The sequence below is a fragment of the Microbulbifer mixtoriginis (SeqCode) genome (genome assembly GCF_052467705.1).
Map to the genome: position 1 here is coordinate 680197 of NZ_CP174322.1, position 26549 is coordinate 706745.

The window sequence follows — 26549 nt, forward strand, 5'->3', positions numbered from 1 at the left end:
ACATACTAACCCTTAATCTGACAGCAATGACAGGTTAATTGGTTAAGAATTGTCAAAGTGCTGGAAAGCGAGGCTGCCTCAGCGGTTGCGCTGAATAATCCCCATCAGCTTGTACATTAGCTGGGCAGCGGCAAAATCATAGGCGTGGAAGCCGTCAATCGGTGCGAATTCCAGTACGTCAAAACCGATAATCTGGCGTTGGCGCGCCACGGATTCGAACAGGTTGAGGGTCTGGTACCAGCCCAGACCGCCGGGTACTGGAGTGCCGGTAGAGGGAAACACCGAGGGGTCCATGCCATCTACATCCAGAGTAAAGAAGACTTTCTTGGGGAAGTTTTCCGGCAGCTGGAATTCCTGCACGTTGTTGGGCACTAGCTGATGGGCGTCCAGATAGCCGACGTTGTAATCCTTGCGCGCCAGCATCTCTTCTTCGCAGTAGGCGCGAATCCCCAGCTGGAACAGGGGCACACCGGCCTCTACCACCAGGCGCATCACGCTGGCGTGACTGTGCTTGTGGCCTTCATAGCGGTCGCGCAGGTCGGCATGGGCGTCGATCTGAACCACACCGAAGTCGGTTTCACCGGCATCCAGCAGGCCTTTGATAATACCCCAGGTCACCGAGTGTTCGCCGCCGATGCCCACGGGCATCTTACCCAGTGCCAGCACCTCTTGGGTCGCTGCGGCGATATTGTCCATTACCTGTTCTGCGGCACCACCCATTTCAACCGGCGGGCGGGTGTAGATACCTAGCTCGCAGGGTGAGGAGAAGTTGTCGAAAGTTTCCAGCTGCCAGGAGGCCTCGAGGATGGAGGCCGGGCCCTTGCCAGTGCCGCCACCGTAGGAAACAGTCTCCTCATAGGGGATGGGGATGATATGAAAGAAGGCGTCCTCGGGCTTGGGTTGCTCAATTTCGGAGCCCAGGAAGATCGGGTAATCGTTTTCTGGCTGCATCTACGTATCCTCTGGCGGCGGGGATTGTACTGCCCGCCGCATCACTATCTTGTTGGGGCTATCAGGAGAGGCGCTCTTTGAAGTCGTCGTAACCAAAGCTCTTGATGATTTTCAGGTCGTCGGTCTCTGAGTTCCACAGGGCGATGGAGGGCAGGGGGATGCCATTGAAGGTGTTGGTTTTCACCATGGTGTAGTAAGCCATCTCCTCGAATACCAAGCGCTCACCTACCTTGAGGGGGTTGTGGAAGCTGTATTCGCCAATGCTGTCCCCGGCCAGACAGCTCTGCCCGCCCAGGCGGTAGGTGTGGGGCAGCTCGCCGGGGCGCGCGGCACCGGTGATTCCCGGGCGGTAGGGCATCTCCAGAACATCCGGCATATGGCAGGTGGCGGAGGCGTCGAGTATGGCCTGGTTCTGACCATTCCAGGCGGTATCCACCACTTCTGTCACCAGGATACCAGCGAACAGGGAAATGGCCTCACCGGGCTCCAGGTAAACCTGCACATCATATTTTTCAGAAAAATTGCGCACGGCGGCAATCAGCTCGTCGACCTGGTAATCGCGGCGGGTGATATGGTGGCCACCGCCAAAATTGATCCACTCCATCTGCGGGATCAGGTCGCCAAATCTCTCTTCCACGGCAGCGATGGTGCGCTCCAGAGGTTTAAAGTCCTGTTCGCACAAGGTGTGGAAGTGCAGGCCGCTAATGCCCTCCAGCGACTCATCGTCAAACAGTGAACGCACGATACCGAGCCGTGAGCAGGGCGCGCAGGGGTCGTAGAGGTCGGTGTGGCCTTCGGAGTGCTCGGGATTGATTCGCAGGCCGAAGCGCAGCTCCGGGCGCTGCTTCTGCATATCCAGGCATAGTTCCCGGTAGCGTTTCCACTGGGAAAAGGAGTTGAAGATCACGTGGTGGGCGAACTGCAGAATTTCGCGTAGTTCATCTTCTTTATAGCCGGCACTGAAAACATGGACTTCCTTGCCCTGATCGCGCCCGCCGTACTCTTCAAAGCCGAGTTTCGCTTCAAATAGGCCACTGGCACAGGTGCCCGACAGATATTCAGCAACAATTGGACCGGTGCTGAACATGGAGAACGCTTTCAATGCGGCCAATACTTTGGCGCCACTGCGTTTCTGCACATCGGCCAGTAGTGCCAGGTTGTCGCGCAAGGCGATTTCATCGACCACGAAACAGGGAGAGGGTACGCGGTAGGGGTCAAAGTGTCCGAAGTAGTCTAGGCGGGGAGTGAGATCCATAGGGAGCTTCTTTATCCTGCTGCGCGGGATGGGCGCCGGGGCCCATCCCGAAGGGTATGGAAAAGTGCGGAATTACTGGAAGGGCTTATCCAACCAGGTTTCCTGCCAGGGCAGGCCGTACTTGTTCAGGTCGTCCATAAAGGGATCCGGGTCCATCTGCTCCATGTTCCACACGCCGGGCTTCATCCACTTGCCTTCCAGCATCATCTTGGCGCCGATCATTGCCGGTACTCCAGTGGTGTAGGAGATGGCTTGGGACTGTACCTCTTTGTAGCAATCCTGGTGATCGCAGGTGTTATAGACGTAGTAGATCTTCTCTTCGCCGTCTTTGCTGCCGCGGATAATGTTGCCGATGCAGGTCTTGCCTTTGGTCAGCGGGCCCAGGCTGGCGGGGTCTGGCAGCATCGCCTTGAGGAACTGAATGGGCACAATTTCCTGGCCTTGGAACTGCACCGGTTCGATGCCGGTCATACCGACGTTTTGCAGTACTTCGAGATGCTTCAGGTAGCTTTCACCAAAAGTCATCCAGAAGCGCGCGCGCTCGATTTCAGGGAAGTGCTTGGACAGGGACTCCAGCTCTTCGTGGTACAGCAGGTAGATGTCTTTGTCGCCGATGCCTTCGGGGAAGTTGAAGACACGCTTCTCTTCCATCGGCTTGGTGGTTACCCACTGGCCATTTTCCCAATAGCGGCCGTTGGCGGTAATCTCGCGGATATTGATTTCCGGGTTGAAGTTGGTGGCGAAAGGCAGGCCGTGGTCGCCGGCGTTGCAGTCGAGAATATCCAGGGTGTGGATACGATCGAAGTGGTGCTTCTTGGCGTAGGCGGTAAATACGCTGGTCACACCGGGGTCAAAACCGCTGCCGAGCAGGGCCATCAGGCCGGCTTTCTCGAACTTCTCCTGGTAGGCCCACTGCCACTTGTACTCGAACTTGGCCTCTTCCGGCGGCTCGTAGTTGGCGGTGTCCAGGTAGTGCACGCCGGTTTCCAGGCAGGCATCCATGATGTGCAGGTCCTGGTAGGGCAGGGCCACATTGATGATCATGTCCGGCTTCACTTTTTCGATCAGCTTGACCAGTTCGGGTACGTTATCCGCATCGACTTCGGCGGTATCAATTTTCCGCGGCAACATCTCCGCGATCTTGTCGCACTTGCTCTTGGTGCGGCTAGCGAGGGTGATGTTTTCAAATACTTCAGGAACTTGTGCGCACTTATGCGCAACTACCTGGCCGACGCCGCCGGCGCCGATGATCAGTACGTTGGCCATAAAGATCTCCTTAGTCTGCGGCTTTGGCCGCCGCTATCTTCTTAAAGGCTTGCCGCCTTATTTTTTAAACTTACTTTTCGAAGTAGGTGTAACCGCTCATGCTGGCGGTATAGGTATGCAGAATCTGCTTGCGCTGGGCAGCGGTGATCAACCCCTGTTTCACAGCGCGCTCCGCCAGGCGGCGGAAACGCTCGAACAGTTCTTTGGGTTGATATTCTACGTAACTCAGCACGTCGGAAATACTGTCGCCGTGAATCTCATGGCTGAAGTCAATACTGCCGTCCTCCTGGATACGTACACTCACCACGTTGGTATCGCCAAACAGGTTGTGCAAATCGCCCAGAGTTTCCTGGTAGGCCCCCACCAGGAAGGTGCCGAGGATATAGTCCTCGCCGTCTTTCAGTTCGTGCAGGGGCAGGGTTTTCTGCTCCTTCTCGCGACCGATAAAGCGGTCGATCTTCCCGTCGCAGTCGCAAGTGATGTCGGCGATGATACCCGAGCGGGTCGGCGCCTCATCCAGGCGATGGATCGGCAGTAGCGGGAATACCTGGTCGATGGCCCACATATCCGGGATCGACTGGAAGACGCTCACATTGGCGTAGTAGATATCCGACAGCACCTCTGGCAGGGCCTGCAGGTCAGCGGGTATTACTTCGGCTTCGTCGAGGAGTGCGCGAATTTCCTGGGCACCCTGCAGGAACAGGTTCTCCGCATTGGCGCGCTCGCGCAGGCTCACCTGGCCGTGCAGGTACAAAGAGCGCACTTCGTCGCGATAATAAAGGGCGTCGTTGTAGCTCTCCTGCAGGTTTTTGGGGGTGATACTACTCACCGCATCCTGCAGATTGAGCAACATCTGGTGGTCGCTATCGCTGATCTTGGTGTGCTCCAGTTCCACCGGTTCGAAGCGGGTGGTGTCGAGCACATCGAACAAAAGCACGGAGGAGTAGGCCACGGTAGCGCGGCCGGACTCGGTGATAATCACCGGGTGGGCAACCCCTTCACTGTCGAGAGTCCCCATAATGGCTTCCACGACATCCACGCAGTACTCGTCGAGGGAATAGTTCTTGGAGTGGGTGTAGTTGGTCTTGGTGCCGTCGTAGTCCACCGCCAGGCCACCGCCCAAGTCCAGATAGCCCATGGGAGCGCCTTCTTCCACCAGATCGGCGTAGTAGCGGCAAGCTTCCAGCACTCCGGTGCGAATATCGCGAATATTCGGTACCTGCGAGCCCAGGTGGTAGTGCAGCAGCTTGAGGCAGTCGAGCATATTGTGGCTGCGCAGCTGGTCAACCATGGCAATCAGGTCGTTACTGCCCAGGCCGAAAATGCTGCGGTCGCCACTGGTGGCGTTCCAGTAGCCGCCGACCTTGGAGGCGAGTTTCACCCGCGCGCCGATATTGGGGCGCACCTGCTCGCGCTCTGCGCAGCGGATGATGGTTTCCACTTCCGAGGGCGTTTCTACCACGAAGAAAATCTGTACACCCAGGCGCTGCGCCTGCAGGCCGAGGTTGATAAATTCCTCGTCCTTGTAGCCGTTACAGATGATCAGAGATTCGGTGTTGTCCAGAATGGACAGTGCAGCGATCAGCTCCGCCTTGCTGCCAGCCTCCAGGCCGTGGTTAAAACGGCGGCCGGCGCTGGCGATCTCCTCGATCACCTGGCATTGCTGGTTGACTTTGATCGGGAAGACCCCGCGAAAAACATTGCCGTAGCCACAGTCTTCGATGGCGCGGGCAAAGGATTCATTAATGCGGGCGATCTGTGCATCGAGCAGATTTTCAATGCGCAGTAGTAAGGGCATGCCCAGGCCGCGCTCGGTGGCGCCGCGGGCGATCTCCATCAGAGAGACACTTTGGGATTCCCCGTTGGGACCCTCGACCAGGACCGAAACTTCACCGTCTTGATTTAAATCGAAATAGCCGGCGCCCCAGTTGCGGATGCCGTAAAGTTCGGCAGAATCGTCGCAGGTCCAGTTTTTTACTTGTTGCTGTTTCATGGCGCCTTTCCGTTGATCTGTGGCGGGCGCGAATCTTGGGCCCAGCAGTGCTGGAAAGCAATAACTATAGATAAAAAAACGTTGATTTTTTTCCCTGTAAAAAACTAAATATTTATTCGGTTTTTTTCTGGCTTCAGCGCGCTTTACGATGAGGAATTGTTGTGGAAATTTAGCCGCGAAATAAAAAAGCGGTCCGAAGACCGCTGAAGCTTGGGGGGATGGAATAGGGCGGTTAAAACAGTCCGGGATTGGGCACAACGCGGTAGCCGCGTCGTCGGTCATCCCAGCGGTAATAGGTGTCGTAGGCTACGTAGTAGTTGTAACCACCGACAACCACTGTCAGGGCCGAGGCCGGTAAGCTATGCACGATGGCGCCGTGGGGCGGGCGGGTTACCACATAGCCGTGAGAAGCCGGGCGGTAGAAAATACCTTCGCTATAGTAGAAGCCGGTGGCGCCGATGCTGATACTGACAAAATTTTGCGGTAGGTGGCGCCAGCTGTAGCCGTAGCCGTAATGTGCTGGGCGCCAGCGAGGACGATGCCCATGGTGGCCACGGCGATAATGGGGTCTGTGCACCGCGCGGTGCTCGTGCCGGTGGCCTGTGCGGTGGCCGCGGCTATAGCCATCGGAGTAACCATCTTTGTATGCGTGGCGGACTTCTCGGCGATGTCTGCGCTCCTCTCTACGCTCTCTGCGTGCTTCCTTGCGCTGTCTGCGCTCTTCTCTACGATGTTCTCTCTCGTGCTTGCGATTATGATGTCTGTCGCGTTCCATGTGACGCTGCTCGCGATGGGCTCTTCCCTGTCCGTGGTGATCCTGGTCCATTGCCCGCTGGTGTCCCCTATGTACTTCGGATATGGCAGGGGTTGCCAGGAGCAATAGGCCCGCGGCGGCGATGGCAGTAGTGAGGTGTCTCATGGCAGCGCTCCCGAGCACGGATGGCTCTTTGATGTCGTTTAAAGTCGTTTGTGGATCTTGGCGGGCAGTTTGCCCTGGCGGGTATGAACACTTCCTGAACTCTGCTCGATAATCTGAGGCGGGGGAGGTGTGGTGGGATAATTTGTAAGTGACTTGGAATCCGGCTGATATGACCTAGACAGTAGTCTGTGAGCTATCAGAGATGTCGTGGGGAAAACCTGGGGATAGCGGCACTTTTGCTAAGTTGAGACGCCTCGTCTCAGCGAGTATGATGCCGCGCTGATACATAGTGAGCGGTAGAGAGATGCAAGTCTTCCACCACGTAGCCAGCCTGCGCGAGGCGCTGGCCAAAGCCCGAGCAGACGGCAAGACCGTGGGCTTCGTGCCCACCATGGGCAATCTGCACGACGCCCATATCGAGCTGGTCAAGTTGGCCCAGCAGCACTGCGACCTAGTAGTGGTATCGATCTTCGTCAACCGCCTGCAGTTTGGCCTGAATGAGGATTGGGACAAATATCCGCGCACTATGGAGCGGGATATGGCCCGGTTGCGCGAAGCCGAGTGCGATTTCTTGTTCCACCCGGATGAGAACGAGATTTATCCCAACGGTATGGACCAGCAGACCCGCGTGGTTTGCCCGGCCATGACCGATGTGCTCTGTGGCGCGAGTCGCCCCGGTCACTTTGAAGGGGTGACGACGGTAGTCTCCAAGCTGTTTAATATTGTGCAGCCGGACAAGGCTGTATTTGGCATCAAGGATTTTCAGCAATTGGCGGTGATTCGCCGTATGGCCGAGGATCTGTGTATTCCGGTGGAAATCGTTGCTGCGCCGGTTCACCGCGAGAGCGACGGTCTGGCTCTGAGCTCGCGCAATGGCTATATCACTGCAGATGAGCGCCCCAAGGTGGCGGTGCTCAACCAGTCACTGAATTGGGTTAAAGATGAAATCGTGGGTGGGCGCCGGGATTTTGCCGACCTGGAAAAAGAGGCGCGCCAGCGTATCGAAGACACTGGCTTCCGCGTCGACTATTTCTCCATCTGTTACAGCAAGGACTTACAGCCGGCAGCTGATGACGATAAACAAATTACGATTCTGGGGGCGATGTACACCAGTGCCGCGCGCCTGATCGACAACGTATCCCTGGAACTCTGAGGGGCATCCAACCATGCAAATTGAAATGTTGAAGTGCAAACTGCATATGGCCGCGGTGACCCAGGCCGAACTCTGGTATGACGGCTCCTGCGCAATTGATGAAGATCTGGTAGAGCTGGCCGGTCTGCGCGAATTCGAAAAAATCGATATTTACAACGTGAGCAACGGTGAGCGCTTTCACACCTATGTGATTCTGGCCGAGCGCGGCTCGGGTATTATCTCCATGAATGGTGCCGCTGCCCGCCGTGTACAAGTTGGCGATCGTATTATTATCGCTTCCTATGCCCAGATGACAGAGGCAGAGGCCGATAGCCACAAGCCCAAGCTGGTCTACCTGGATGAAAGCAACAAGGTAGAGCGCAGCACTAATACCATTCCGGTTCAGCTCGCTGAAGCCTGATTCTCTCCGTTACAGGGCTTTGTGCCCTGTAGCACCCCTGCCATTTAGTGATTAGACATCAATAACACTTCCTGATTGAATCTCTTTTCCAGGTAGGACTCATCCAGGGTGTAATGCCAGAGATTTTTCTTTTGCCCTTTAGCAAGGGCGATTTCGCCGATTCTGCCAGGATTGTATTTAATCGGTTGGTCGAGTTGGTATTTGGCGATGGGATCTTGATAGGCCTCCTGCAAAGAAATTATTTCCCAGCCTTCCCGCTGCAGGCGACGAGCTAAATCGCCAATAAACAACGCCGTAATGTCCATTTCGTGTAACAGTAGGACGTGCTTGGGTGAACGCCCAAGATATTTGCTTGCCATATCGTCGTAGTAATTAATACTCGCCATAAGTACGTCGACATAAAACTTTGAGAGTCTCTCCATATCAACCGGTTTCCCGACTTTCACTGCCGCTTGGAAAAGCTCTTCGATATACCAGTCGTAATTATTTAAGGTGATATAGGCATTTTGGTAATTATTTTTCTGTAATAGATTTCGCATGCCATCCCGTTTTTCGATAGTTTCTCCCTCGCGCAGGTAGGGAAAGCGGAAATAGGGTTTAAAATTGTCAAATTGTTGCAGTAGATGATGGGCTTGTAAAAAATCCGACTGATAGACGGATAGCTCTGTCTCAAGAAAGTTGGGATGGCTATGGGTGTGATTGCCAATAATATGCCCGGCCTTGTTGTATGTGCCTATTCTCTCTAGGCCTTCCTGATTCAGTGATTGCGTGGTGGCAAAGAAGGCTACTTGTCCAATTTTGTGCTTTTCCAGGTTCTCAATTAGTGTTTTTGCTCGAGTTGGTCCGTCAAAGTAGCCATCGGCTTTGCGGGGGGCATCGTCAAGCGTAATCGCCAATTGTTTGGCATTAGCTACAGGGATTGTTAACAGGCTGATAATCAAAATCGGTATAGAGCGCAGCATGATTTATTTCTCTAATGGATTTGTTTAGGGGGCCTTTGCTTAACCTGGATTTATTTGTCTTACTTTTCCGGCTTTCTATCTTAATTTACTTGCTGGGCAACCTTTATGCTCGTGTAATCTAAGTGATCTTTAAGCATTATTTTCTATTGTGTACATTTTGACCGCAGGTGTATATGAACAAAATACTAGTGAGTGCTTGTCTCCTGGGGTGTGCCGTGCGTTATAACGGTAGTGATGTTGGGGTCCATAACAACGATTTTGATTGGCTTATAGAAACCCAGGATATCGTTCCTCTGTGTCCGGAAGTTGCAGCCGGATTGCCTATACCCAGGGCTCCGGCAGAGATTTTCGGCGGTAGTGGATCTGAGGTTTTAGCGGGCACGGCCAGAGTTATAGGAATTGATCATAAGGATCTGACAGATCAATTGATATGGGGAGCGGACGTAGCCCTGAGCTTGTGTCGAAATCAGGATATCAAGTTTGCGGTGCTTACAGAAAACAGCTCATCCTGTGGTTCGAAATTTATTTACGATGGCAGTTTTTCAGGAGTGAAGAAAAAAGGGATTGGAATAGTGGCTGCCCGTCTAAGTGAATCGGGGTTGTTGGTTTTTAGTCAGCATACTGTTGGAAGCCTCAGAGACTTAGTTGAGACCTCACGTTCGATATAGTTTTAATTAGTAAGTGCTTTCTTGCTTAGGAGGAAAGGATTAGAAATGCGCTATAAAGTCATTAATTTTAGAGAAAAGCTAGCAAAGTTCTCGGACCATTGGTCTCCTAAGGTCATCGCGGAGATGAATGATTACCAGTTCAAGCTGGTAAAGATACAAGGAGAGTTTACCTGGCATGATCACCCCGATACGGATGAGGTTTTTATCGTTGTTTCAGGACAAATGGAAATTGAGTTTCGCGATAATACTATCTGTTTGGGCCCTGGGGAGATGACTGTGGTGCCCAAAGGCGTGGAGCACAAGCCAAGGGCTGAACAGGAGTGCGAGATTTTACTGGTTGAGCCCAGAGGCGTTGTGAATACTGGTGATGCCGGAGGTGAACTGACCGCGGATAATAATATCTGGATTTAATATCCGGTAAATTGCCTAGGGCTTAATCGATAATTTTCTGTTGTTAGTCAACCCTCTGGCCCCTTGTTGTTTTAGCCGTCCCCGGTGGGTGAGGAATGGGCGAATTTTCTTGTACCGTGTGAACGTTTCCTACTTTTCAACTCTGCCAGCGGTGGGGGGATTGTTTCACCCAGGCAATGCTATAAAGTGAGTCGAATAAGACCCAATAAATTCAGATTTCTCTAGGCCAAAGTGCCACGCTAATAATAAGGGAGAAGATGATGTCAGATGTGCATACCCGCCCCATACCTGCCAAGTTTGCCGCCAATGCTCTGATTGGCGCTGAAGACTACGAAAAAATGTATCGACAATCGGTGCAAGATCCAGAGGCATTCTGGGCTCAGCAGGCCAAGGATTTTCTGCAGTGGGAAAAATCTTTTACCCAGGTGCTGGAGGAGGATATGCACCGAGGGCATACGGCTTGGTTTGCCGATGGTCAACTCAATGTCACGGTGAATTGCATCGACAGACACTTAGCTAGCCGCAGTGAGCAAACCGCCATTTTGTGGGAGGGAGACGACCCTGCCGATAGTGTGGCGATTACCTATCGCACTCTGTATGACAATGTGTGCCGCCTGGCGAACCTGTTGAAGTCTCGTGGAGTGAAGAAAGGAGATCGGGTTTGCATTTATATGCCCATGATTCCCGAGGCGGCCTATGCCATGCTCGCCTGTGCCCGTATTGGTGCGGTGCACTCGGTGGTGTTTGGCGGTTTCTCGCCGGTTTCGCTAAGGGATCGCATACTCGACTCTGATTGTCGCTTGGTGATTACCGCCGATGAAGCGATTCGAGGGGGTAAGCATATCCCTCTCAAAGCCAATGTGGACAAGGCCCTGTCCGAGTGTCCCAACGTACACACGGCCATTGTGGTGAAACATATCGGTGCTCCGGTGGACTGGGATAGTAAGCGCGATATCTGGTATGCGGATTCCATTGCGGAAATGGATGGCGAATGTAAACCGGAAATCGTCAACGCCGAGGACCCACTATTTATCCTTTACACCTCCGGTTCCACCGGCAAGCCCAAGGGTGTACTGCATACCACAGCAGGCTACCTGCTGATGGCCACCATGACTTTCAAGTATGTGTTCGATTACCGCGAGGGTGAGGTTTTCTGGTGTACCGCAGATGTCGGTTGGGTTACCGGCCACAGCTATATCGTTTACGGTCCCCTGGCTGCCGGAGCCACCACGTTAATGTTTGAAGGCGTGCCCACCTATCCGGATGCCTCACGTTTTTGGCAGGTTGTGGATAAACATCAGGTCAACAGCTTTTACACTGCGCCTACAGCGATCCGTGCACTAATGGGAGCGGGGGATGCGTTTGTCACCAGTACAGAACGCAGCTCCTTGCGACTATTGGGGACAGTGGGTGAGCCAATTAATCCAGAGGCCTGGGAGTGGTATTACAAGGTAGTCGGTGATGAGCGCTGCCCTATTGTGGATACCTGGTGGCAGACGGAAACCGGCGCTCATATGATCACACCGCTACCCGGTGCTATGGCGCTTAAACCGGGTTCTGCCACAAAGCCTTTCTTTGGTGTGCAGCCGGTGTTGTTGGATGGGGACGGCAAAGAAATCGAAGGAGCAGGAGAGGGTGCTCTGGCGATTAAAAAAAGCTGGCCCTCGATGATTCGCGGAGTATATGGCGATCGCCAACGTATGATCGATACCTACTTTTCCACTTATCCCGGTTATTACTTTACTGGCGATGGTGCGCGCAGGGATGCGGATGGTTACTACTGGATCACTGGGCGTATCGACGATGTGTTGAATGTTTCCGGCCACCGCCTAGGCACCGCTGAGATCGAGAGTGCTCTGGTATTGCACCCGGACACCGCAGAGGCCGCGGTGGTGGGTTATCCACATGATATTAAGGGGCAGGGTATCTATGCGTTTGTTACCCTGAAATCAGGGCGGGAACCCAGTGAAGCCTTGCGGCAGGCGTTAATTGAACTCTGCTCCAAAGAGATAGGGCCTATTGCCAAGCCTGATGTTATTCAATGGGCGCCGGGCCTGCCTAAAACCCGCTCGGGAAAAATTATGCGGCGTATTCTGCGCAAGATAGCCTGTAATGAGTTGGATAACCTTGGAGATACCTCCACCCTGGCGGACCCTGCAGTAGTTGACGATCTACTGGCACATCGCGAAAATCGCTGACCTGAATTTAGCGCAAGTACTATTCCCTGGCGGCGCGGCTGTTGGGGACTGTAGAAAAGCCGGGCATCGCCCGGCTTTTTTGCTCTTATCGGTGCCATCGCGCGGTGGTTCAAGGCCAGTAAATTGACTCAAGGAGAAAGAGTTTGGAGCAGGTAAAGTACCTTTGTGAGCACTATCGCTTTGCAGCTGACCAGCGCCTCAAGGTTTTTAATTTTTTTGTTGTACTGACCATGTTTGTGGAGGGTGGGATTTTTACTGCGGTGGAGAAAAATTTTCACCCGCTTATATTGGCCCTGCTCGGTGGTTTTGTGATGATCCTGGTAACGGTATTTTGGTTGATGGATGTACGCAGCCGCGAGCTACTTAGGTTAGCGGTACCCGCCCTGCAAAATCTCGAGAAACAGTATCCCGAAGAGGCCAGAATTTTTTCCAATGACGCTATCCGCCGTGGGGAAATTGCGCGTTACACCTTTGCCTATCGAGTACTTTTGGTCGGCCAGCTTATCTTTGGATTTGGTGTGGCAGCATATGGGTTGTATCACTGGTATATCACTCCTTAACCCGACCCCTCAAATTTTGGCATGGCAACTTGGCGACAGAATTTGCTGGGTTGTCATCAGCCTCGACACTGTAATGGTTCTTTTCACGCAGTAAAGCCCGTCACGATTCCATTCCAAGCAAGGTCTAACTCCCTTCCCTGGACTATCTTGCAGATTGGCGGTGAAGCCAGCCTAAGAAAGGGAAAGTAAATCAATGTTGGATCACATCAGAATACCGGTCGAAGATTTTACTCGCTCCCGTGAATTTTATCGCCAGGCCCTGGCGTGTTTGGGGTATGAACTGGTGATGGAGTTTGATAATTCAGCTGGTTTTGGTTGGGCGGATAAGCCGGAATTTTGGATTCGCGGCGAGGAAGTCAGCAGCTCTCAGCTTCATATTGCCTTTCGGGCCGAGGAACGTGAGGTGGTGCGTGATTTCTATCGAGCCGCATTGGCAGCGGGTGGTACCGATAATGGTGTACCGGATATCTATGAAGAGTATCACCCGGATTACTACGCAGCCTATGTATTAGACCCGGATGGCAACAATCTTGAGGTGGTTTGTCATTTGCCCGGCGATTTGCAGGAATAATTCAGGCAGTTGCTTAGCTAATAAAATAGAGACTTTGTTATGGATGATGCTGTCCGCGCCAAGTACCTACCTATTGCACTGGTAGTCGTAGGCCTGATCTTTATATTTGCTATTTATCCGATGATGATGTGGGTTTGGCCATCTGGGTGGGGGTGGACCCCACGACAGCCGGAATATGAGCAGATGATTATGGGGATCTATGCAACTTTGGGTGTTTTTCTTATTCGCGCGGCAAAAGATCCCGCAGCCAATGCCAGCTTAATTTGGTTTACCGTTTGGTCCAGCTTGGTGCATGCCACCATTATGCTGTTTCAGGCATTGTACGATCGCACTGAGCGAGCGAATTTGTTGGGAGATATTCCTGCGCTTTTTTTGGTGGCAATTGTGCTTTGGTATCTGATGCCAAAGCGTCACTTTAAAAAAAGTGATAAAACTTGAGGGGGAATTTTATAGTCAGTGCAGCTTATTAATCCCAACTATAAGAACGATAATAAGGTCTAATTTCCCACTAAATATACTCGCTTATAAGCTCTGTCCCTGTAATAGAAACAATTTTAGGGACGGACTTGCCGATGAAATATCTTCCTTTATTTGCATTAACTATCGGCCTGATAGGCGGTGCCAATGCTGAGACATTAACTCGCGATAATGGCGCACCGATAGGTGACAATCAGAACTCACAAACTGCGGGAGAAAATGGTGGGAATTTGCTGCAGGATGTGCACCTGATCCAGAAATTACAGCGCTTTGCCCGCGAGCGTATTCCAGAGCGGGTTGTACATGCGCGCGGCACAGGAGTACACGGTGAATTTGTCGCTACAAAGGATATTGGTGACCTGACCCGAGCGGTGGTATTTGAGCCCGGTAGCAAGACACCAGTTTTCGTGCGCTTCTCAACCGTAATTCATTCCAAAGGTTCGCCGGAGACTCTGCGCGATCCCCGTGGCTTCGCCACCAAGTTTTATACCGATGAGGGCAACTGGGATCTCGTAGGCAATAATCTGCCGGTATTTTTTATTCGCGATGCGATTAAATTTCCGGATATGGTGCATTCCCTGAAACCCTCTCCGGTAACCAATCAGCAGGATCCGAATCGCTTTTTCGATTTCTTTAGCCATGTACCAGAAGCCACCCATATGCTCAGCTGGGTTTATTCTGACTACGGCACCCCGGCAAACTTGCGTCAAATGGATGGTTGGGGTGTGCACGCCTATAAACTTATCAATGATAAGGGCGAAGTACATTATGTGAAATTCCACTGGAAAACCCGCCAGGGTATTAAAAACCTAAGTGCGGAGGAAGCGGCGGAAATCCAGTCGAAAGATTTCAGTCATGCGACGCGAGATATGTACGCGGCCATTGAGAAAGGCGACTACCCCCAGTGGGATTTGTATATCAAGGTACTGAAACCTTCTCAGCTTGATGGCTTTAATTACAACCCACTCGACGCGACTAAAATGTGGCTGGATGTGGAGGAAACCAAAGTCGGCACCATGACGCTCAACCGTGTGCCCACTAATTTTTTCCAGGAAACTGAGCAAGCCGCATTTGCGCCAGCCAATATTGTGCCCGGCATTGAACCGTCTGAAGACCGTCTGCTGCAGGGCCGTGTTTTCTCCTACTCCGATACTCAAATGTATCGCTTGGGGGCGAATCATCAGCAGCTGCCGATCAATCGTCCCCGCGCAGTAGTGAATAACTGGAACCAAGATGGAGCCGCAAATTACGGGCAGCAGACTTCCGATGTGAACTATCAGCCGAGCCGTATTGATGCCCGCAGCGAAGATCCCAAAGGCCTGTACAGCAATAAGCTGCTCACTGGCAGTACCCAGCAAAAGGCGATTGAGAAGAAACTGCCATTTGCCCAGGCCGGTGTTTTCTATCGCAGCTTGAGTTTGAAAGAGCGTCAGAACCTGATAGAAAACCTAGCTGGTGATCTGGGTAAGGTGCGCGATGACAACACCAAACACATTATGCTGAGCTATTTCTACCACGCCGATAAAGACTATGGCCAGCGCCTGACCAAAGCGGTTGGTGGCAACCTGAGCCGAGTGAAAAAACTGGCCCAGTAATATTGACCCATTGGTGGGCGGCAGTTGCCGCCCACCAAAATGTTTAGGTGAACTCATGAGATCAATTCTATTTGCAATCGTCTTTCTCGCCCAGGGGCTAACTCTAATGGCTCAGGCAGTGGAGCCGGAAAAAAATGACTCTGACTTTACCGAACTCTCCCAGTATTTTTTTGCCGCTGCCAGGATTGGTGATACCGAGGTGCTGCGTGAATTCTCGCAAGCCGGATTTCCCCTAAATACCCGCAATTCAAAAGGCTATACGGCACTGATGATTGCCACCTATAACGGCCGCAGGGAAGCTGTGGATTATTTGTTGCAAAGGGGTGCGGACGCCTGTGCACAGGATCGTCGCGGCAATACCGCGTTGATGGCGGCAATTTTTCGTGGTGAGTTTGCCTTGGCAAGAACCTTGTTAAAGCAGGACTGTGATTCGCAACAGGTCAATAGGGCCGGCCATTCGGCAGAGGATTTTGCCGAGGTCTTTGGTCGTGACCAAATGGTTCAGCTATTGCAGCAACAGCGGTCAAGTGGCGGTTAGTCACTGCAATTCAGAGAGTGGTTCTGGTTAGTGCTATTGCACGCCACTTCCCCTTCTGCAGCCTCTTTGGGTGTCGCTAAAGCTGCGGGGCTATTCTGTGTTTGTCCCCGCCCCCGCGAGCGCGTTAGCATAGCCAACCGATATTCAGTTGGTACCCGCTATGACCCAGAGCCACCATCCCTATGAAGCCCTTACGCCGGACGTGGTGATTGACTGTGTCGAGAGCACCGGGCTGATTTCCGATGCGCGCATTTTTCCCTTAAACAGTTATGAAAACCGGGTCTACCAAGTGGGCATTGAGGGCGCGGAGCCATTGATCGCCAAATTTTACCGCCCCGGCCGCTGGAGTGATGAGCAGATTCAGGAAGAGCATCGTTTCACTCTGGAATTGGCCGAAGCGGAGATTCCGGTGGTGGCGCCGATGCAGTTTGATGGGCATACCCTGCTGGAGTCGGCAGGCTTTCGCTTTGCCTTGTTTCCCCGCCGCGGGGGGCGCCAGCTGGAGCTGGATAATTTCGATCATCTGGAGCAGGTGGGCACTATGCTCGGGCGTATCCACGCAGTGGGTGGCGCTAAGCCCTTTATTCATCGCCCGACTCTGACTCTAAAGCACTTTGCCGTTGATAGCCGCGAATTTATCCTGGGCGGTGATTTTTTACCGCGGGAAAACCGTGAGGCCTACGCCTCGGTAACCGGGCATATTATTGAACAGGTCGCCCCGTTGTTTGAGCGCGATTGGGACTTACTGCGTCTGCACGGTGACTGTCACAGTGGTAACTTCCTGTGGCGCGATGAGACGCCCTGGTTTGTGGATCTGGATGACTGCCTGATGGGCCCGGCCATCCAGGATATCTGGATGCTGATCTCTGGCAATCGCGCCGAGCAAACCGCCTACCTTGATGCGGTACTCGAAGGTTATGAAACCTTCTATAGTTTTGATCCCCAGCAGTTGCAGCTGGTGGAACCATTGCGCTGTTTGCGCCAGATGCACCACGCTGCCTGGCTGGCGCGCCGCTGGCAGGATCCGGCTTTTCCCCAGGCATTTCCCTGGTTTAACACGCCTCGTTATTGGGCGGAACATATACTGGCACTGCGCGAGCAGCAATCGGCACTACTGGAGCCACCTCTGACACTGGGAGCGGTTTGATATGGAAGAGTCCACTGTGAATGCCTCATGCACCGAGACAAATTCGGATTTACTATGGGAGCGAATTCGCATCGAAGTGGCACAGCAGGTCGAACGCGAACCGATCCTGGCCAGTTTTCTGCACGCCACTATTCTCAATCACAGCTCCCTGGAGGCGGCCCTCAGTTTTCACCTGGCCAACAAGTTGGACAATGCCGTGGCGCCGGCATTGCTGATCCGCGAGGTGATCGATGAAGCCCTGGCGGCCGACCCGGAAATAGGTCGTGCGGCGCGCGCGGATCTGAATGCCACTTATCTACGGGATTCCGCCTGCAATTCCATGCACGAGCCCTTCCTCTACTTCAAAGGGTTTCACGCCCTGCAGGTGCACCGGGTGGCGCATTGGTTGTGGCGGCAGCAGCGCCGTTCGTTGGCCATGTTTTTACAGCACCGGGTCTCGGTGGTGTTCAGTGTGGATATTCACCCCGCGGCAAAAGTGGGGGAGGGTATCCTGCTGGACCACGCTACCGGTATTGTGATTGGTGAGACTGCGGTAGTGGAGGACAATGTTTCCATCATGCAGTCGGTAACCCTGGGGGGGACCGGTAAGGAGAGTGGCGACCGCCACCCCAAGATTCGCTGTGGGGTTTTGATTGGCGCCGGCAGCAAGGTACTGGGCAATATTGAAGTGGGCGAATGCGCCCAGGTGGCCTCTGGCAGTGTGGTCTTAAAGCCGGTACCGGCAAAAACCCTGGTGGCCGGTGTGCCGGCCAAAGTGGTGGGGCCGGCGACTTGTGCCCAGCCGGCAATGTCTATGGATCAGTGTGCGCTTTCGCAAGTGGAAAAGTAGTGATCGCAACCCCGCCTTGTGCGGGGTTTTTCGTTCTTTAGGGAGTTGGATAAACGGAACTATCCTTGTACCCATGAAATACAGTCTCAGCGCCAAAAACCTTGTCTGCCGCAATCTAGAGGCTCACGCCAGTTATTGCGCGGCTTTGCTCAATCCCAATCACACCAAAGAGATCACCGGTATTGTGCGCAGTGATACTGGTCTTTTATCGGGCCGCCTCAACCAGGCGGTTTCCAATACAGTGATGCAGCCACGCATACTGCAGCGCTTCGCGCTGGACTATTTTGCCGAGCGCCACAGCGCATTTACCTTGTGGCACAGCGCCTCCAAGCCGCTCGATGACGAGGCTCTGGCGCAGCTGGGATTACAGCGCAAGCAATCGCAGGTGGCGATGGCCGCAGAGATTGAACGCCTGGCAGTGCAGGGGGCCGCACAGAAAGTGGATGGGTTGGTGTTGTCCCCGGTAAAAAAAGAGGCTCTGCCCGAATATGCAGAAGTACAGGCGGCGGAGTGCGGCAGTGCCCTGGAAGCCGCGGAGCTAAAAAAATTTTACACGGCACTGGCGGAGATTCCCGAACAGCGCCGAGCGCGGCTCAGGTTCTTTTTGGCACGGTTGCAGGATACTCCGGTGGCGGCGGGCTGCCTGTTTGCCTCCGCTGATGCTCTGGGACTCTACGATCTGGTGACTCTGCAAGACTACCGAGGGCAGGGGATTGGTCGGGCTCTGTTTCACTATCTGCTGGAGCAGGCTCAGAGCAGTCATCACCGCAGTCTAGTGGCGCTGGTACCTGCGGAACGTCAGCAGTTGCCATTGGATTGCGGCTTTTTTGCTGTGGGCGAGGTGGCGCGCTATGTTTACACGCCTTGAGGGGGCTGATCAGTTTGTTGTTCTATAGAGTCTAACGAGGGTCAAGCGCGTTCAATAGGAAAGGCGATCACTTCTTCGATGGTTTTGTAACCACCGGCCAACATCAATAAACGATCCACACCAAGTGCCACACCGGCACACTCCGGCATCCCCGCCCGCAATGCCTCCACTAATCGCTCCTCATAGGGATAGAGATTGAGGCCGTGCTTTTGGCGATAGGCATGGTCCACTTGGAAACGGCGCAGCTGTTCCGCACTATCGGTCAATTCCCAATAACCGTTGGCTAGCTCCAGTCCGCCCACATAGGCTTCGAAGCGCCTTGCCACTGGGGTGCCACCTTCGTCGGGAAGCACCTTGGCAAGCGCCGCTTGGTCTGCGGGGAAGTCGTACAGCAGCGTAATACCCTCACCCATGGTGGGCTCCAGGCGATGGCTCATCAGCAAGTCCAGACATTCGCTGCGATCAGCGGGGCTGAAGGCCAGGTCCATCTCCTGCTCGACACAGCGGTGTAAGTCACTATCGCTGGCGTTATGGGGGTCCAGCTGTAATTCGCGCTGGAACAACTCCCGATAGCTGAGTAACTGCACTTGTTGGATTTCTAGTACTTCGCTTAGTAGATCGGCCACTTCGTCCATCAGGCGTCGATCATCCCAGCCGCAGCGATACCATTCCAACATGGTGAATTCCGGGTTGTGGCGGCTGCCTGCTTCACCTTGGCGAAACGCCTTGCCCAGGTAGTAGCAGTCGCCGAAACCGGCGGCCAGCAAGCGCTTCAGCCCAAACTCTGGGCTGGTGGCTAGGTAGGCGTTGTCACCACCGCATTGGGTGGGAATGGAATCGATATGTGGGTCGCTGGTAGCGCGGCGTGAAAGCACTGGCACTTCGGTTTCCAGCACCTTGCGGACAGTAAAAAATTGGCGAATTTCAGCCAGTAACGCGGCGCGATGGCGCAGGGCTTCAATGGTGGCGCTAGGACGCCAGAGGTTAGAGGTCATGGGATTGGCTCAGGCGGCGGACGGCCGGTGGCCGCCCGCGAGAGGTGGGAAATTAATCTTCTTTGGCGCGGCCCAGGTATTCACCGGTGCGGGTATCTACTTTGATGGTCTCGCCGATTTCCAGGAACAACGGCACTTTAACCACAGCGCCGGTAGCCAGGGTAGCCGGCTTGGTGCCGCCCTGGGCGGTATCGCCGCGCAGGCCGGGATCGGTGTCAGTGATTTCCAGAATGACGTGGTTGGGCGGAGTGACTGCCAGCGGAGAACCGTTGTACAGGGTTACAGTGCAGATATCCTGCTCTTTCAGCCATTTGGATGCGTCGCCCACTGCGTCGGTGCTGGCCTGGTGCTGTTCGAAGGTTTCGGGCTCCATAAAGTGGAAGAACTCTCCATCGTTGTAGAGGTATTCCATCTCGCGGTCCATAACATCTGCGCCTTCCAAGCTTTCGCCGGAGCGGAAGGTGCGCTCCCAAACTCGGCCGGTTTTCAGGTTGCGCAGTTTAACGCGGTTGAATGCCTGGCCCTTGCCAGGTTTGACGAACTCGTTTTCTACAATCGAGCAGGGATCGCCGTCGAGCATTACCTTGAGGCCGCCCTTGAATTCGTTGGTAGAGTAATTAGCCATAGCAATTAGAGCCCTTATAAGTCATGTATCTCTATGATTTTTAACGAGTTTTCCCCTCACAAAAGCCCGGCCGCGGCCCGCTCCAGCCCTGGGAATCCCGTGCGCTCCCGCCAAAAATGGTAGCTGCAGGCGACTCGTTAGGCCGCGGCGCAGAGACTTTACCTGCGGCCCTGAAATGTTGGGGCGAGATTATACAGGAGGGCGGCGGCTTGAACGACTCCGTGCGGCGATTTGAAGAGTTGTTATGGCCGCTTGTACAGATCTTGGCTGGAGCTGCTTGCGAGCCCGCAGGTGTTGGGCCCGCGGACTGAAAAAAGTAGCGGTGGCTGTGTATTAGCCAAGCGGATTATCGCTGCTTTTGTCGATATCTCGCAGCAGGCGTCTGGCATAGTAAGCGAAGGTAGCCTGACTGCGTTTTTCCTGCAGGATCCAGTCGTGGGCTTCGCGGCCGAGTTCCGGTTTTATATCCTGAATGGTGCCAGAGGACTCCGCCAGCATTTGCAACTGGGCGGCGCGCTCGCACTGGAGGGCCATGGAGCAGGCTTCCTCGACGGAGCGACAGGCAATGATCAGGCCGTGATGGGCGAGCAGAATAGCGCGCTTGTCACCGATCGCTTCAGCAATCAACTCGCCCTCGCTGTTGCCCACCGGCACGCCTGGCCACTCCTTGAGGAAGGCGATGTCGTCGTACAGCATGCAGGCGTCCATGTGGGAAATTTTCAGTGGGCGCTCCAGCATGGACAGTGCAGAGATATGAATTGGATGGCTGTGCACTATGCACTTAACATCCGGACGTGCACGGTAAATCCAAGTATGGAAGCGGTTGGCAGGGTTGGCCATGCCGTCGCCGGAAAGGACTTCGAGATCTTCGTTCACTTCCAGCAAATTGGACGCGGTAATTTCATCAAAGCCCAGGCCCAGGCGCTGGGTGTAATAATTTCCTGGTGTTTCTGCTCGGGCAGTGATCTGTCCGGCCAGACCGGAGTCGTGTCCGTGGGCAAAAAGAATACGGCAGGTGAGCGCAAGTTTTTCACGCAGAGTCCAATCGGGCACGCCTAGATGCTGCTTCATGGATTCGCTGGCGCGCTCAATCAGCTCGCTTTTATTCATTGATAGTGTTTCAGCCATTTTTAACTCCAATATTTACGGCACAGAATGTTCACCGGTCGCCGTGCGCGGTGGAACTCTGGGAAAGTGCCGTTCAATCTTTTTAATTTTTTATAGCAAGCACAGTGGTTTCACTGTGGTAAATACATCCCTGTATTGTGCCCAGCCACAATAAATGGCCGGGCAAACACGGTTTAGGCGGGGATCGCTTGGGGCTGACTCTGGTTCGAGGTGCGGTAGGCAGTTTCGATAGAATCGAAGAACTGTTGGCGGGCCTGCACCAGACGGCGTCCCGCATCGAGCATGACATCAAGCTGGGAGGCATCTTTACTGCCGATATCGACCATAATATCGCGGATGGTTTCAGCATGGCCGTCGTCGCATTCGATATGCAGCAGAAAGAAAGTTAACTGTTCGTCTGCCACGCCGCGGGCGCGGAAGCCGGCTACGATATCGCTATAAAGGTCCGGTACCAGTGCCTCTGCGCCCAGGCATAGTGCGCCCAGTCCCGAGCTGGCACGCAGGTCGCGGCAGTGTTGGAACATAGTGTCGATCAGATGCTGGGTGCCCGGCAGAATTTCTGCATTTTCCAAGCTCAGACCAAAATGCTCGAGAGTCTCGCGGTAAATCTCAGCGTGGGGCTTGGGGCTGTCGGGTTCCAAACCCAGTTCTTCCATCAGGTTTTCAGCCAGCTCATGTACTTCTTGATTACTGGGGAGGTTGGCCATCATCGCACACAGGTAACGCACGAAGTAGCTGCTGTAAATTCCCTGTTGGACCAGGAAAATTTTCAGCTCTTCCATGGTTATAGAGCCATCGCGGCAGCGCTTGAGGAATGGGTGAGCACGAGTTTGCTCAATCAGTAAATCTTTATTTGCCTCAAGTAATTCAAGCTGCATTTCCATCGAATTATTCCTTTATGTAATTCCATTTTTATTGGACGAGGAAGATGTCCGGTTTATTTTTTTATTGAAATTCGAGTGCACTGAATTCAAGAAAGACAAGGTTGTTATCGCTTTGTCTTTGGTTAAATTAACACCGTATTAACCCTGTTGTGAATGGGGGAATTGTGAAGATTTTCCTAAGGAAATTTGTATGAGTAGTAATATTTTTATGCTGGTAGTTATTTTTTTGTTAGTAACAACTTTTATTGATTCGGAGTGATTTTTTACTTTGGTGGTAGTGAAGTCGTTACTTCGCTTGCAGCGCAGGCTGTGCGCCTATGTTGAAAGGGCGATATTGAGATTTTCTAATCTCAAGGTCAGTGTGGCGTTTATTTTTTTGTCGATTTTTTTTCGTTGTTTATGTGACAAAGTTGAATAATTGTGAGAAAAAAAATATTTTGCACAGGCTTGGTTTACACTCCTTGTTACTGAAAGTCAGGGTGTGGGCCTGACTGAACCCGATATTAATTGGCTTTAAAGCCATTGTGACTGTATGGTTTTATTGGTTTTGGCTCGGTAACTTTGATCGGCAGTTTTCCACCTTTTGGGTACCGCTATCAGGCTTTGTAGGCCGAATACCTGGAGCGTCTGTGCTGGGGGCAGCTTCTGGTACAATGGCTTCTTTAGTGTTGCTCCCTTCCGTGCGTATTCCTATGGTGAAATCCCCAGCCGTCGACAGCGAAATGATCGACATCTCCGAAGCCCGCCGCTGGCAGGATGAACTTTCAGACCTGATCACTGATCCCGAAGAGTTGATCCGGTTGCTGCAGCTTGACCCGGCGCAGCTGCCTTGGGCGCAACGGGCCAATGACAAGTTTGCCTTGCGGGTACCGCGCCCGTTTCTCCGTCGTATACGCCCTGCCGATCCAAATGATCCGCTGTTGTTGCAGGTTTTGCCCGGCGCTGCAGAGTTGGAAGTAGTAGCGGGTTATAGTGCAGACCCGCTAAAAGAAGCTGAGGCGAATCCACTGCCGGGGGTGGTACATAAATATCACGGTCGCCTGCTGTTTATTACAGCGGGACAGTGCGCGGTAAATTGTCGTTACTGCTTTCGCCGGGAATTTCCCTATGGCGATAATCATTTGAATCGCAAACAGTGGTCTGCAGCGCTTGATTATGTGCGCGCACACACAGAGTTGCGCGAGGTGATTTTGAGCGGTGGTGATCCACTGGTATTGAATGATCGCCAACTCGGTTGGCTCGCCGGTGAGCTGGCACAGATCCCCCATCTAAATAAATTGCGCGTGCACAGTCGTGTACCCATTGTGGCGCCGAGCCGCATTACTGATGAGATGCTGTCCTGGTTCAGCCAGTCGCGCCTGAAGCCAGTGCTGGTTTTGCACTGTAATCACGCTAACGAAATTGATGCTGAGGTGCGTGGGGCCCTGCTCAGACTACGCGAAGCGGGAGTGACTCTGTTAAATCAAGCGGTGCTGCTGCGCGGTGTCAATGATAGCTGCGAAGCCCTGGAGGCCCTCAGCGAAACTCTGTTTGATGCGAGTGTGTTGCCCTATTACCTACATCAGTTGGACAGGGTTAACGGTGCGGCCCACTTCGAAGTGAGTGATAGCGTGGCAGTGGAAATCGTTGAGCAATTGCGCCGGCGCCTTCCGGGTTATTTGGTGCCGAAGCTGGTGCGAGAAGTGCCGGGTGTCGCTTCCAAGTCGCCAATAGAGGCTTGCGTCAAACCTTCTAACGTCGATTAATAAAAATCCTGAGGCGTAGAGGATAGAAAAATGGCGCCAAATTGATCTGTGCTAAATACACGGCAGAGCCTATCTATAGAGTGGCTGCCGATCAATTGCGCCGCACAGCCCGCGGGCCAGAAAAGCAGCTGCCGGCCTGCTGAGTGATTACTTATTTCGCAAAAAAATACTCTCGGGCTTGTTTTTGGCAGGAAGAATAGTGTGACTTGAATCACGCGTACCACCCAGATGTGCTCTTGTATGCCACCACAGGGGCCCCCTAAACTACCGCATGGGGTTGCGGTGCGCTGCCCTGAATAAATAGAGCAAATAATGAATAGCAACGACACTATCCGACTCCTTCTGATTCACGATATGCCTTCAGAGGCACAGCGCCTGGTGAGCATGTTGCACAATGCAGGCAGGCCCAATCGTGCCCAGCATGTCGCTAATGAAGCGGTTTTTACCCGCTTGCTGCAAGATAAAACCTGGGACCTAGTGATCGCCTCAGAAGGTAGTACTCAGGTTCCTCCTGCAGTAACTCTACGCACTATCAGTAAACTGCAAAAAGATATTCCGGTGATTCTGCTGAGTGAGCGCAGTGGCTCTCAGCCGGTAGTTGAAGGGCTGAAACTGGGCGCCAGGGACGTGGTGACGGTGGATGAAGATCAACACCTATTGTTGGTGATCCAGCGCGAGATGTCGGCTCTCGAAAACCGCCGCCAGGCGCGGCTACACGACCGTCGCTATCACGCCACACTCAAGCGGGCTAAAGAATTACTCGACAGCTCCAAAGATGCCATAGCCTATGTCTCCGACGGCCTACTGGTATATGCCAACGATTCCTTTGCCGAGCGTTTCGGCTATGAAACTGGTGAGGATATCGAATACCAACCGCTGATCGATATGTTGGCGGAAAATGAGCAGGAGGGCGCACGGGAATTTCTCAAGCGCTGCGCTATCGACAACAATGAAGTTGAAGCCAAGGAGTGGCAGTTTACTGCCAGAACTGTGAGCGGCGATCCACTGCCCACCCGTGCAGAGGTACTCAGTACGACTTACGAGGATGAGCGCTGTTTGCAAGTGCGCATTGCCAGTCGTCGCGGCGATACTGAACAGCTGGAAGCTCAGCTCAGCGATATTAAAAATCGCGACCCTCTCACTGGCCTATATAACCGCCAGCATTTTTTGCAGCTACTGGACTCCACCATCAAGGCTTCGGCGGATTCACATCGCACCGGTGGCTTAATGTTTATTCAGGTGGATCGCTTTGCTGAGGAGGTGCAAAAAGTTGTGGGTGTGGCTGGTGCCGACGCACTGCAGAAAGCCATGGCAGAATTATTACAGGGCTGCCAGCGCAGCGGTGACACCCTGGCACGTTACAGTGATGACAGTTTCTGCCTGCTGAGTTCCGATACAACGCCGGATAGTATCGAGCTGCGCGCTAAAGACATACTCAAGCGAATTGCTGACACCATTTTCGATGCCGCCGGCAAGACCCAGCAGGTGACCGCCTCGATTGGGATTTCATTACTGAGCGAGGCTTCCAGTGGCTCCCAGCAAGTGCTGGAGCAGGCACAAACGGCCCATAAACGGGCCCTCGGCGAAGACGCTCAGGGCGGTGCTTTTGCCCTTTATGAGCCGGATACCGAAAACAGTGCCGATGCCGGTACCTATCACCGCGCCCGTGTGGTGCAGGCGCTGGAAGCGGGCAACCTCAAGCTACTGTACCAGCCGATCCTGAGTTTGCAGGGCACCGGCGAGCAGATGTACGAGGTTTTAGTGCGTATGCTTGATGAAAAAGAGGAACTGGCGCCGCTGGCTTTTCTGCAGGATCTGGGTGATGCGGGGCTGTCGGCAAAGATGGATCGCTGGGTGATCCTTACCGCGATCAAGGCCGCGGCCGCCGCCAGGGCCGAGGGCAAGGAGGTGTCGCTGTTGTTGCATCTCACTACCGCTTCACTACTCGACAACAGCCTGCCGGCCTGGCTGGGGGTGGCCTTCAAGGCCGCCAAGTTGATACCCGCTTCGGTGGTATTTCAGTTGCGCCAGGAGGATATCACCAGCAACTTACACGCTGCGCGGGACTTCACTACCCAGGTACAGCAGATCGGCTGTCGTGTTTCAGTCTGTCACTTCGGTACCGGCCTGAACCCGTTTAAGGCACTGGAACATGTGAAGGTGGATATCGCCAAGATCGACCCGTCATTTGTGCGCGAAGTGCAGGACGAGGGCGAGAGCAGCGATACCCTTGCAGGGTTGGTACAGCGCCTGGGTGAGGCGAATACCAAGGTGATCGTGCCCCATATCGAGCAGGCCAGCATGTTGCCCACTCTTTGGCAAACCGGCACTGACTATATCCAGGGTTACTATGTGCAGGCTCCGGCAGATGAGATGAATTTCGACTTTAGCCTGGATTGATCCGGCTCTTA

Annotated in this window: 25 protein-coding genes; 15 read left to right on the forward strand and 10 right to left on the reverse strand. The window is 53.6% G+C overall.

The features are described 5' to 3' along the window. Positions 1-78: 78 nt before the first annotated feature. The 5 genes from speB to ACJJIB_RS03060 form a co-directional block, all read right to left on the reverse strand. Entirely contained in the window at positions 79-951 is an 873-nt protein-coding gene (gene speB / locus ACJJIB_RS03040; RefSeq protein ID WP_444887834.1) for an agmatinase, read from the reverse strand. A gap of 61 nt (positions 952-1012) precedes the next feature. Then, entirely contained in the window at positions 1013-2206 is a 1194-nt protein-coding gene (nspC, locus tag ACJJIB_RS03045; protein ID WP_444887835.1) for a carboxynorspermidine decarboxylase, read from the reverse strand. A 72-nt stretch (positions 2207-2278) separates the two neighbouring features. Next, positions 2279-3472, reverse strand: a complete 1194-nt coding sequence (locus ACJJIB_RS03050; RefSeq protein ID WP_444887836.1) for a saccharopine dehydrogenase family protein — start codon at positions 3470-3472, stop codon at positions 2279-2281. A gap of 70 nt (positions 3473-3542) precedes the next feature. After that, a complete protein-coding gene (gene speA / locus ACJJIB_RS03055) occupies positions 3543-5465 on the reverse strand; it encodes a biosynthetic arginine decarboxylase (RefSeq protein ID WP_444888895.1) in 1923 nt (640 codons plus the stop codon). A 232-nt stretch (positions 5466-5697) separates the two neighbouring features. Beyond that, positions 5698-6384 (reverse strand): DUF6515 family protein, encoded by a 687-nt coding sequence (locus tag ACJJIB_RS03060; protein ID WP_444883554.1) that lies wholly within the window; start codon positions 6382-6384, stop codon positions 5698-5700. Between the two features lie 304 nt (positions 6385-6688). Between ACJJIB_RS03060 and panC the strand changes: the two genes are divergently transcribed. Together panC and panD are read left to right on the forward strand one after the other, a co-directional pair. After that, a complete protein-coding gene (panC, locus tag ACJJIB_RS03065) occupies positions 6689-7537 on the forward strand; it encodes a pantoate--beta-alanine ligase (protein ID WP_444888896.1) in 849 nt (282 codons plus the stop codon). A 13-nt stretch (positions 7538-7550) separates the two neighbouring features. After that, complete coding sequence (panD, locus tag ACJJIB_RS03070; protein WP_252084259.1) at positions 7551-7937, forward strand: aspartate 1-decarboxylase; 387 nt, start codon at positions 7551-7553, stop codon at positions 7935-7937. 44 nt (positions 7938-7981) lie between these two features. Here panD and ACJJIB_RS03075 read toward each other — a convergent pair whose 3' ends face one another. Next, positions 7982-8899, reverse strand: a complete 918-nt coding sequence (locus ACJJIB_RS03075; protein ID WP_444887837.1) for a polysaccharide deacetylase family protein — start codon at positions 8897-8899, stop codon at positions 7982-7984. A gap of 173 nt (positions 8900-9072) precedes the next feature. Here ACJJIB_RS03075 and ACJJIB_RS03080 point away from each other — a divergent pair, with 173 nt between their 5' ends. From ACJJIB_RS03080 to ACJJIB_RS03130, 11 genes are all read left to right on the forward strand, one after another. Continuing rightward, positions 9073-9567, forward strand: coding sequence for a 2-thiouracil desulfurase family protein (locus tag ACJJIB_RS03080; protein WP_444887838.1), 495 nt, complete (start codon positions 9073-9075; stop codon positions 9565-9567). Between the two features lie 45 nt (positions 9568-9612). Beyond that, positions 9613-9978, forward strand: coding sequence for a cupin domain-containing protein (locus ACJJIB_RS03085; RefSeq protein ID WP_444887839.1), 366 nt, complete (start codon positions 9613-9615; stop codon positions 9976-9978). Positions 9979-10238: 260 nt separating this feature from the next. After that, positions 10239-12176, forward strand: coding sequence for an acetate--CoA ligase (acs, locus tag ACJJIB_RS03090; RefSeq protein ID WP_444887840.1), 1938 nt, complete (start codon positions 10239-10241; stop codon positions 12174-12176). Positions 12177-12319: 143 nt separating this feature from the next. Beyond that, positions 12320-12736, forward strand: a complete 417-nt coding sequence (locus ACJJIB_RS03095; RefSeq protein ID WP_444887841.1) for a RipA family octameric membrane protein — start codon at positions 12320-12322, stop codon at positions 12734-12736. A 193-nt stretch (positions 12737-12929) separates the two neighbouring features. Next, positions 12930-13307, forward strand: coding sequence for a VOC family protein (locus tag ACJJIB_RS03100; protein WP_444887842.1), 378 nt, complete (start codon positions 12930-12932; stop codon positions 13305-13307). 39 nt (positions 13308-13346) lie between these two features. Further along, the gene (locus tag ACJJIB_RS03105) at positions 13347-13745 is read left to right on the forward strand and encodes a DUF6632 domain-containing protein (RefSeq protein WP_252084265.1); all 399 of its coding nucleotides are present in this window, start codon (positions 13347-13349) and stop codon (positions 13743-13745) included. 134 nt (positions 13746-13879) lie between these two features. Next, positions 13880-15379 (forward strand): catalase, encoded by a 1500-nt coding sequence (locus ACJJIB_RS03110; RefSeq protein ID WP_444887843.1) that lies wholly within the window; start codon positions 13880-13882, stop codon positions 15377-15379. A 55-nt stretch (positions 15380-15434) separates the two neighbouring features. Then, positions 15435-15917 carry an ankyrin repeat domain-containing protein gene (locus ACJJIB_RS03115; RefSeq protein ID WP_444883560.1) on the forward strand — a complete coding sequence of 161 codons (483 nt, stop codon included), beginning with the start codon at positions 15435-15437 and terminating at the stop codon, positions 15915-15917. A 160-nt stretch (positions 15918-16077) separates the two neighbouring features. Further along, a complete protein-coding gene (locus ACJJIB_RS03120) occupies positions 16078-17064 on the forward strand; it encodes an SrkA family protein kinase (RefSeq protein WP_444887844.1) in 987 nt (328 codons plus the stop codon). Between the two features lies 1 nt (position 17065). Next, on the forward strand, positions 17066-17893 hold the full coding sequence (gene cysE, locus ACJJIB_RS03125) for a serine O-acetyltransferase (protein ID WP_444887845.1): 828 nt from the start codon (positions 17066-17068) through the stop codon (positions 17891-17893). A 73-nt stretch (positions 17894-17966) separates the two neighbouring features. Continuing rightward, on the forward strand, positions 17967-18761 hold the full coding sequence (locus ACJJIB_RS03130) for a GNAT family N-acetyltransferase (protein WP_444887846.1): 795 nt from the start codon (positions 17967-17969) through the stop codon (positions 18759-18761). 41 nt (positions 18762-18802) lie between these two features. Here the strand turns inward: ACJJIB_RS03130 and epmA are convergent, their stop codons facing one another. The 4 genes from epmA to ACJJIB_RS03150 all read right to left on the reverse strand — a co-directional run bounded on the left by epmA (position 18803) and on the right by ACJJIB_RS03150 (position 22393). After that, complete coding sequence (gene epmA, locus ACJJIB_RS03135; protein WP_444887847.1) at positions 18803-19756, reverse strand: EF-P lysine aminoacylase EpmA; 954 nt, start codon at positions 19754-19756, stop codon at positions 18803-18805. Positions 19757-19808: 52 nt separating this feature from the next. Continuing rightward, positions 19809-20381: an elongation factor P gene (gene efp, locus ACJJIB_RS03140; RefSeq protein ID WP_252084272.1), complete on the reverse strand. Its 573-nt coding sequence runs from the start codon at positions 20379-20381 to the stop codon at positions 19809-19811. Between the two features lie 333 nt (positions 20382-20714). After that, complete coding sequence (locus ACJJIB_RS03145) at positions 20715-21509, reverse strand: aldolase (protein ID WP_444883565.1); 795 nt, start codon at positions 21507-21509, stop codon at positions 20715-20717. Positions 21510-21682: 173 nt separating this feature from the next. Then, positions 21683-22393, reverse strand: coding sequence for an iron-containing redox enzyme family protein (locus ACJJIB_RS03150; protein WP_444883566.1), 711 nt, complete (start codon positions 22391-22393; stop codon positions 21683-21685). A 722-nt stretch (positions 22394-23115) separates the two neighbouring features. Here ACJJIB_RS03150 and epmB point away from each other — a divergent pair. Together epmB and ACJJIB_RS03160 are read left to right on the forward strand one after the other, a co-directional pair. Next, positions 23116-24138 carry an EF-P beta-lysylation protein EpmB gene (gene epmB / locus ACJJIB_RS03155; RefSeq protein WP_444888897.1) on the forward strand — a complete coding sequence of 341 codons (1023 nt, stop codon included), beginning with the start codon at positions 23116-23118 and terminating at the stop codon, positions 24136-24138. 312 nt (positions 24139-24450) lie between these two features. Further along, a complete protein-coding gene (locus ACJJIB_RS03160) occupies positions 24451-26538 on the forward strand; it encodes an EAL domain-containing protein (protein ID WP_444887848.1) in 2088 nt (695 codons plus the stop codon). Positions 26539-26549 lie beyond the last annotated feature (11 nt).

Bases quoted from the DNA above. Each gene is read 5' to 3' on its own strand.
- speB (WP_444887834.1), bottom strand. From the start codon at position 951: ATGCAGCCAGAAAACGATTACCCGATCTTCCTGGGCTCCGAAATTGAG.
- nspC (WP_444887835.1), bottom strand. From the start codon at position 2,206: ATGGATCTCACTCCCCGCCTAGACTACTTCGGACACTTTGACCCCTAC.
- ACJJIB_RS03050 (WP_444887836.1), bottom strand. From the start codon at position 3,472: ATGGCCAACGTACTGATCATCGGCGCCGGCGGCGTCGGCCAGGTAGTT.
- speA (WP_444888895.1), bottom strand. From the start codon at position 5,465: ATGAAACAGCAACAAGTAAAAAACTGGACCTGCGACGATTCTGCCGAA.
- ACJJIB_RS03060 (WP_444883554.1), bottom strand. From the start codon at position 6,384: ATGAGACACCTCACTACTGCCATCGCCGCCGCGGGCCTATTGCTCCTG.
- panC (WP_444888896.1), top strand. From the start codon at position 6,689: ATGCAAGTCTTCCACCACGTAGCCAGCCTGCGCGAGGCGCTGGCCAAA.
- panD (WP_252084259.1), top strand. From the start codon at position 7,551: ATGCAAATTGAAATGTTGAAGTGCAAACTGCATATGGCCGCGGTGACC.
- ACJJIB_RS03075 (WP_444887837.1), bottom strand. From the start codon at position 8,899: ATGCTGCGCTCTATACCGATTTTGATTATCAGCCTGTTAACAATCCCT.
- ACJJIB_RS03080 (WP_444887838.1), top strand. From the start codon at position 9,073: ATGAACAAAATACTAGTGAGTGCTTGTCTCCTGGGGTGTGCCGTGCGT.
- ACJJIB_RS03085 (WP_444887839.1), top strand. From the start codon at position 9,613: ATGCGCTATAAAGTCATTAATTTTAGAGAAAAGCTAGCAAAGTTCTCG.
- acs (WP_444887840.1), top strand. From the start codon at position 10,239: ATGTCAGATGTGCATACCCGCCCCATACCTGCCAAGTTTGCCGCCAAT.
- ACJJIB_RS03100 (WP_444887842.1), top strand. From the start codon at position 12,930: ATGTTGGATCACATCAGAATACCGGTCGAAGATTTTACTCGCTCCCGT.
- ACJJIB_RS03105 (WP_252084265.1), top strand. From the start codon at position 13,347: ATGGATGATGCTGTCCGCGCCAAGTACCTACCTATTGCACTGGTAGTC.
- ACJJIB_RS03110 (WP_444887843.1), top strand. From the start codon at position 13,880: ATGAAATATCTTCCTTTATTTGCATTAACTATCGGCCTGATAGGCGGT.
- ACJJIB_RS03115 (WP_444883560.1), top strand. From the start codon at position 15,435: ATGAGATCAATTCTATTTGCAATCGTCTTTCTCGCCCAGGGGCTAACT.
- ACJJIB_RS03120 (WP_444887844.1), top strand. From the start codon at position 16,078: ATGACCCAGAGCCACCATCCCTATGAAGCCCTTACGCCGGACGTGGTG.
- cysE (WP_444887845.1), top strand. From the start codon at position 17,066: ATGGAAGAGTCCACTGTGAATGCCTCATGCACCGAGACAAATTCGGAT.
- ACJJIB_RS03130 (WP_444887846.1), top strand. From the start codon at position 17,967: ATGAAATACAGTCTCAGCGCCAAAAACCTTGTCTGCCGCAATCTAGAG.
- epmA (WP_444887847.1), bottom strand. From the start codon at position 19,756: ATGACCTCTAACCTCTGGCGTCCTAGCGCCACCATTGAAGCCCTGCGC.
- efp (WP_252084272.1), bottom strand. From the start codon at position 20,381: ATGGCTAATTACTCTACCAACGAATTCAAGGGCGGCCTCAAGGTAATG.
- ACJJIB_RS03145 (WP_444883565.1), bottom strand. From the start codon at position 21,509: ATGGCTGAAACACTATCAATGAATAAAAGCGAGCTGATTGAGCGCGCC.
- ACJJIB_RS03150 (WP_444883566.1), bottom strand. From the start codon at position 22,393: ATGGAAATGCAGCTTGAATTACTTGAGGCAAATAAAGATTTACTGATT.
- epmB (WP_444888897.1), top strand. From the start codon at position 23,116: ATGATCGACATCTCCGAAGCCCGCCGCTGGCAGGATGAACTTTCAGAC.
- ACJJIB_RS03160 (WP_444887848.1), top strand. From the start codon at position 24,451: ATGAATAGCAACGACACTATCCGACTCCTTCTGATTCACGATATGCCT.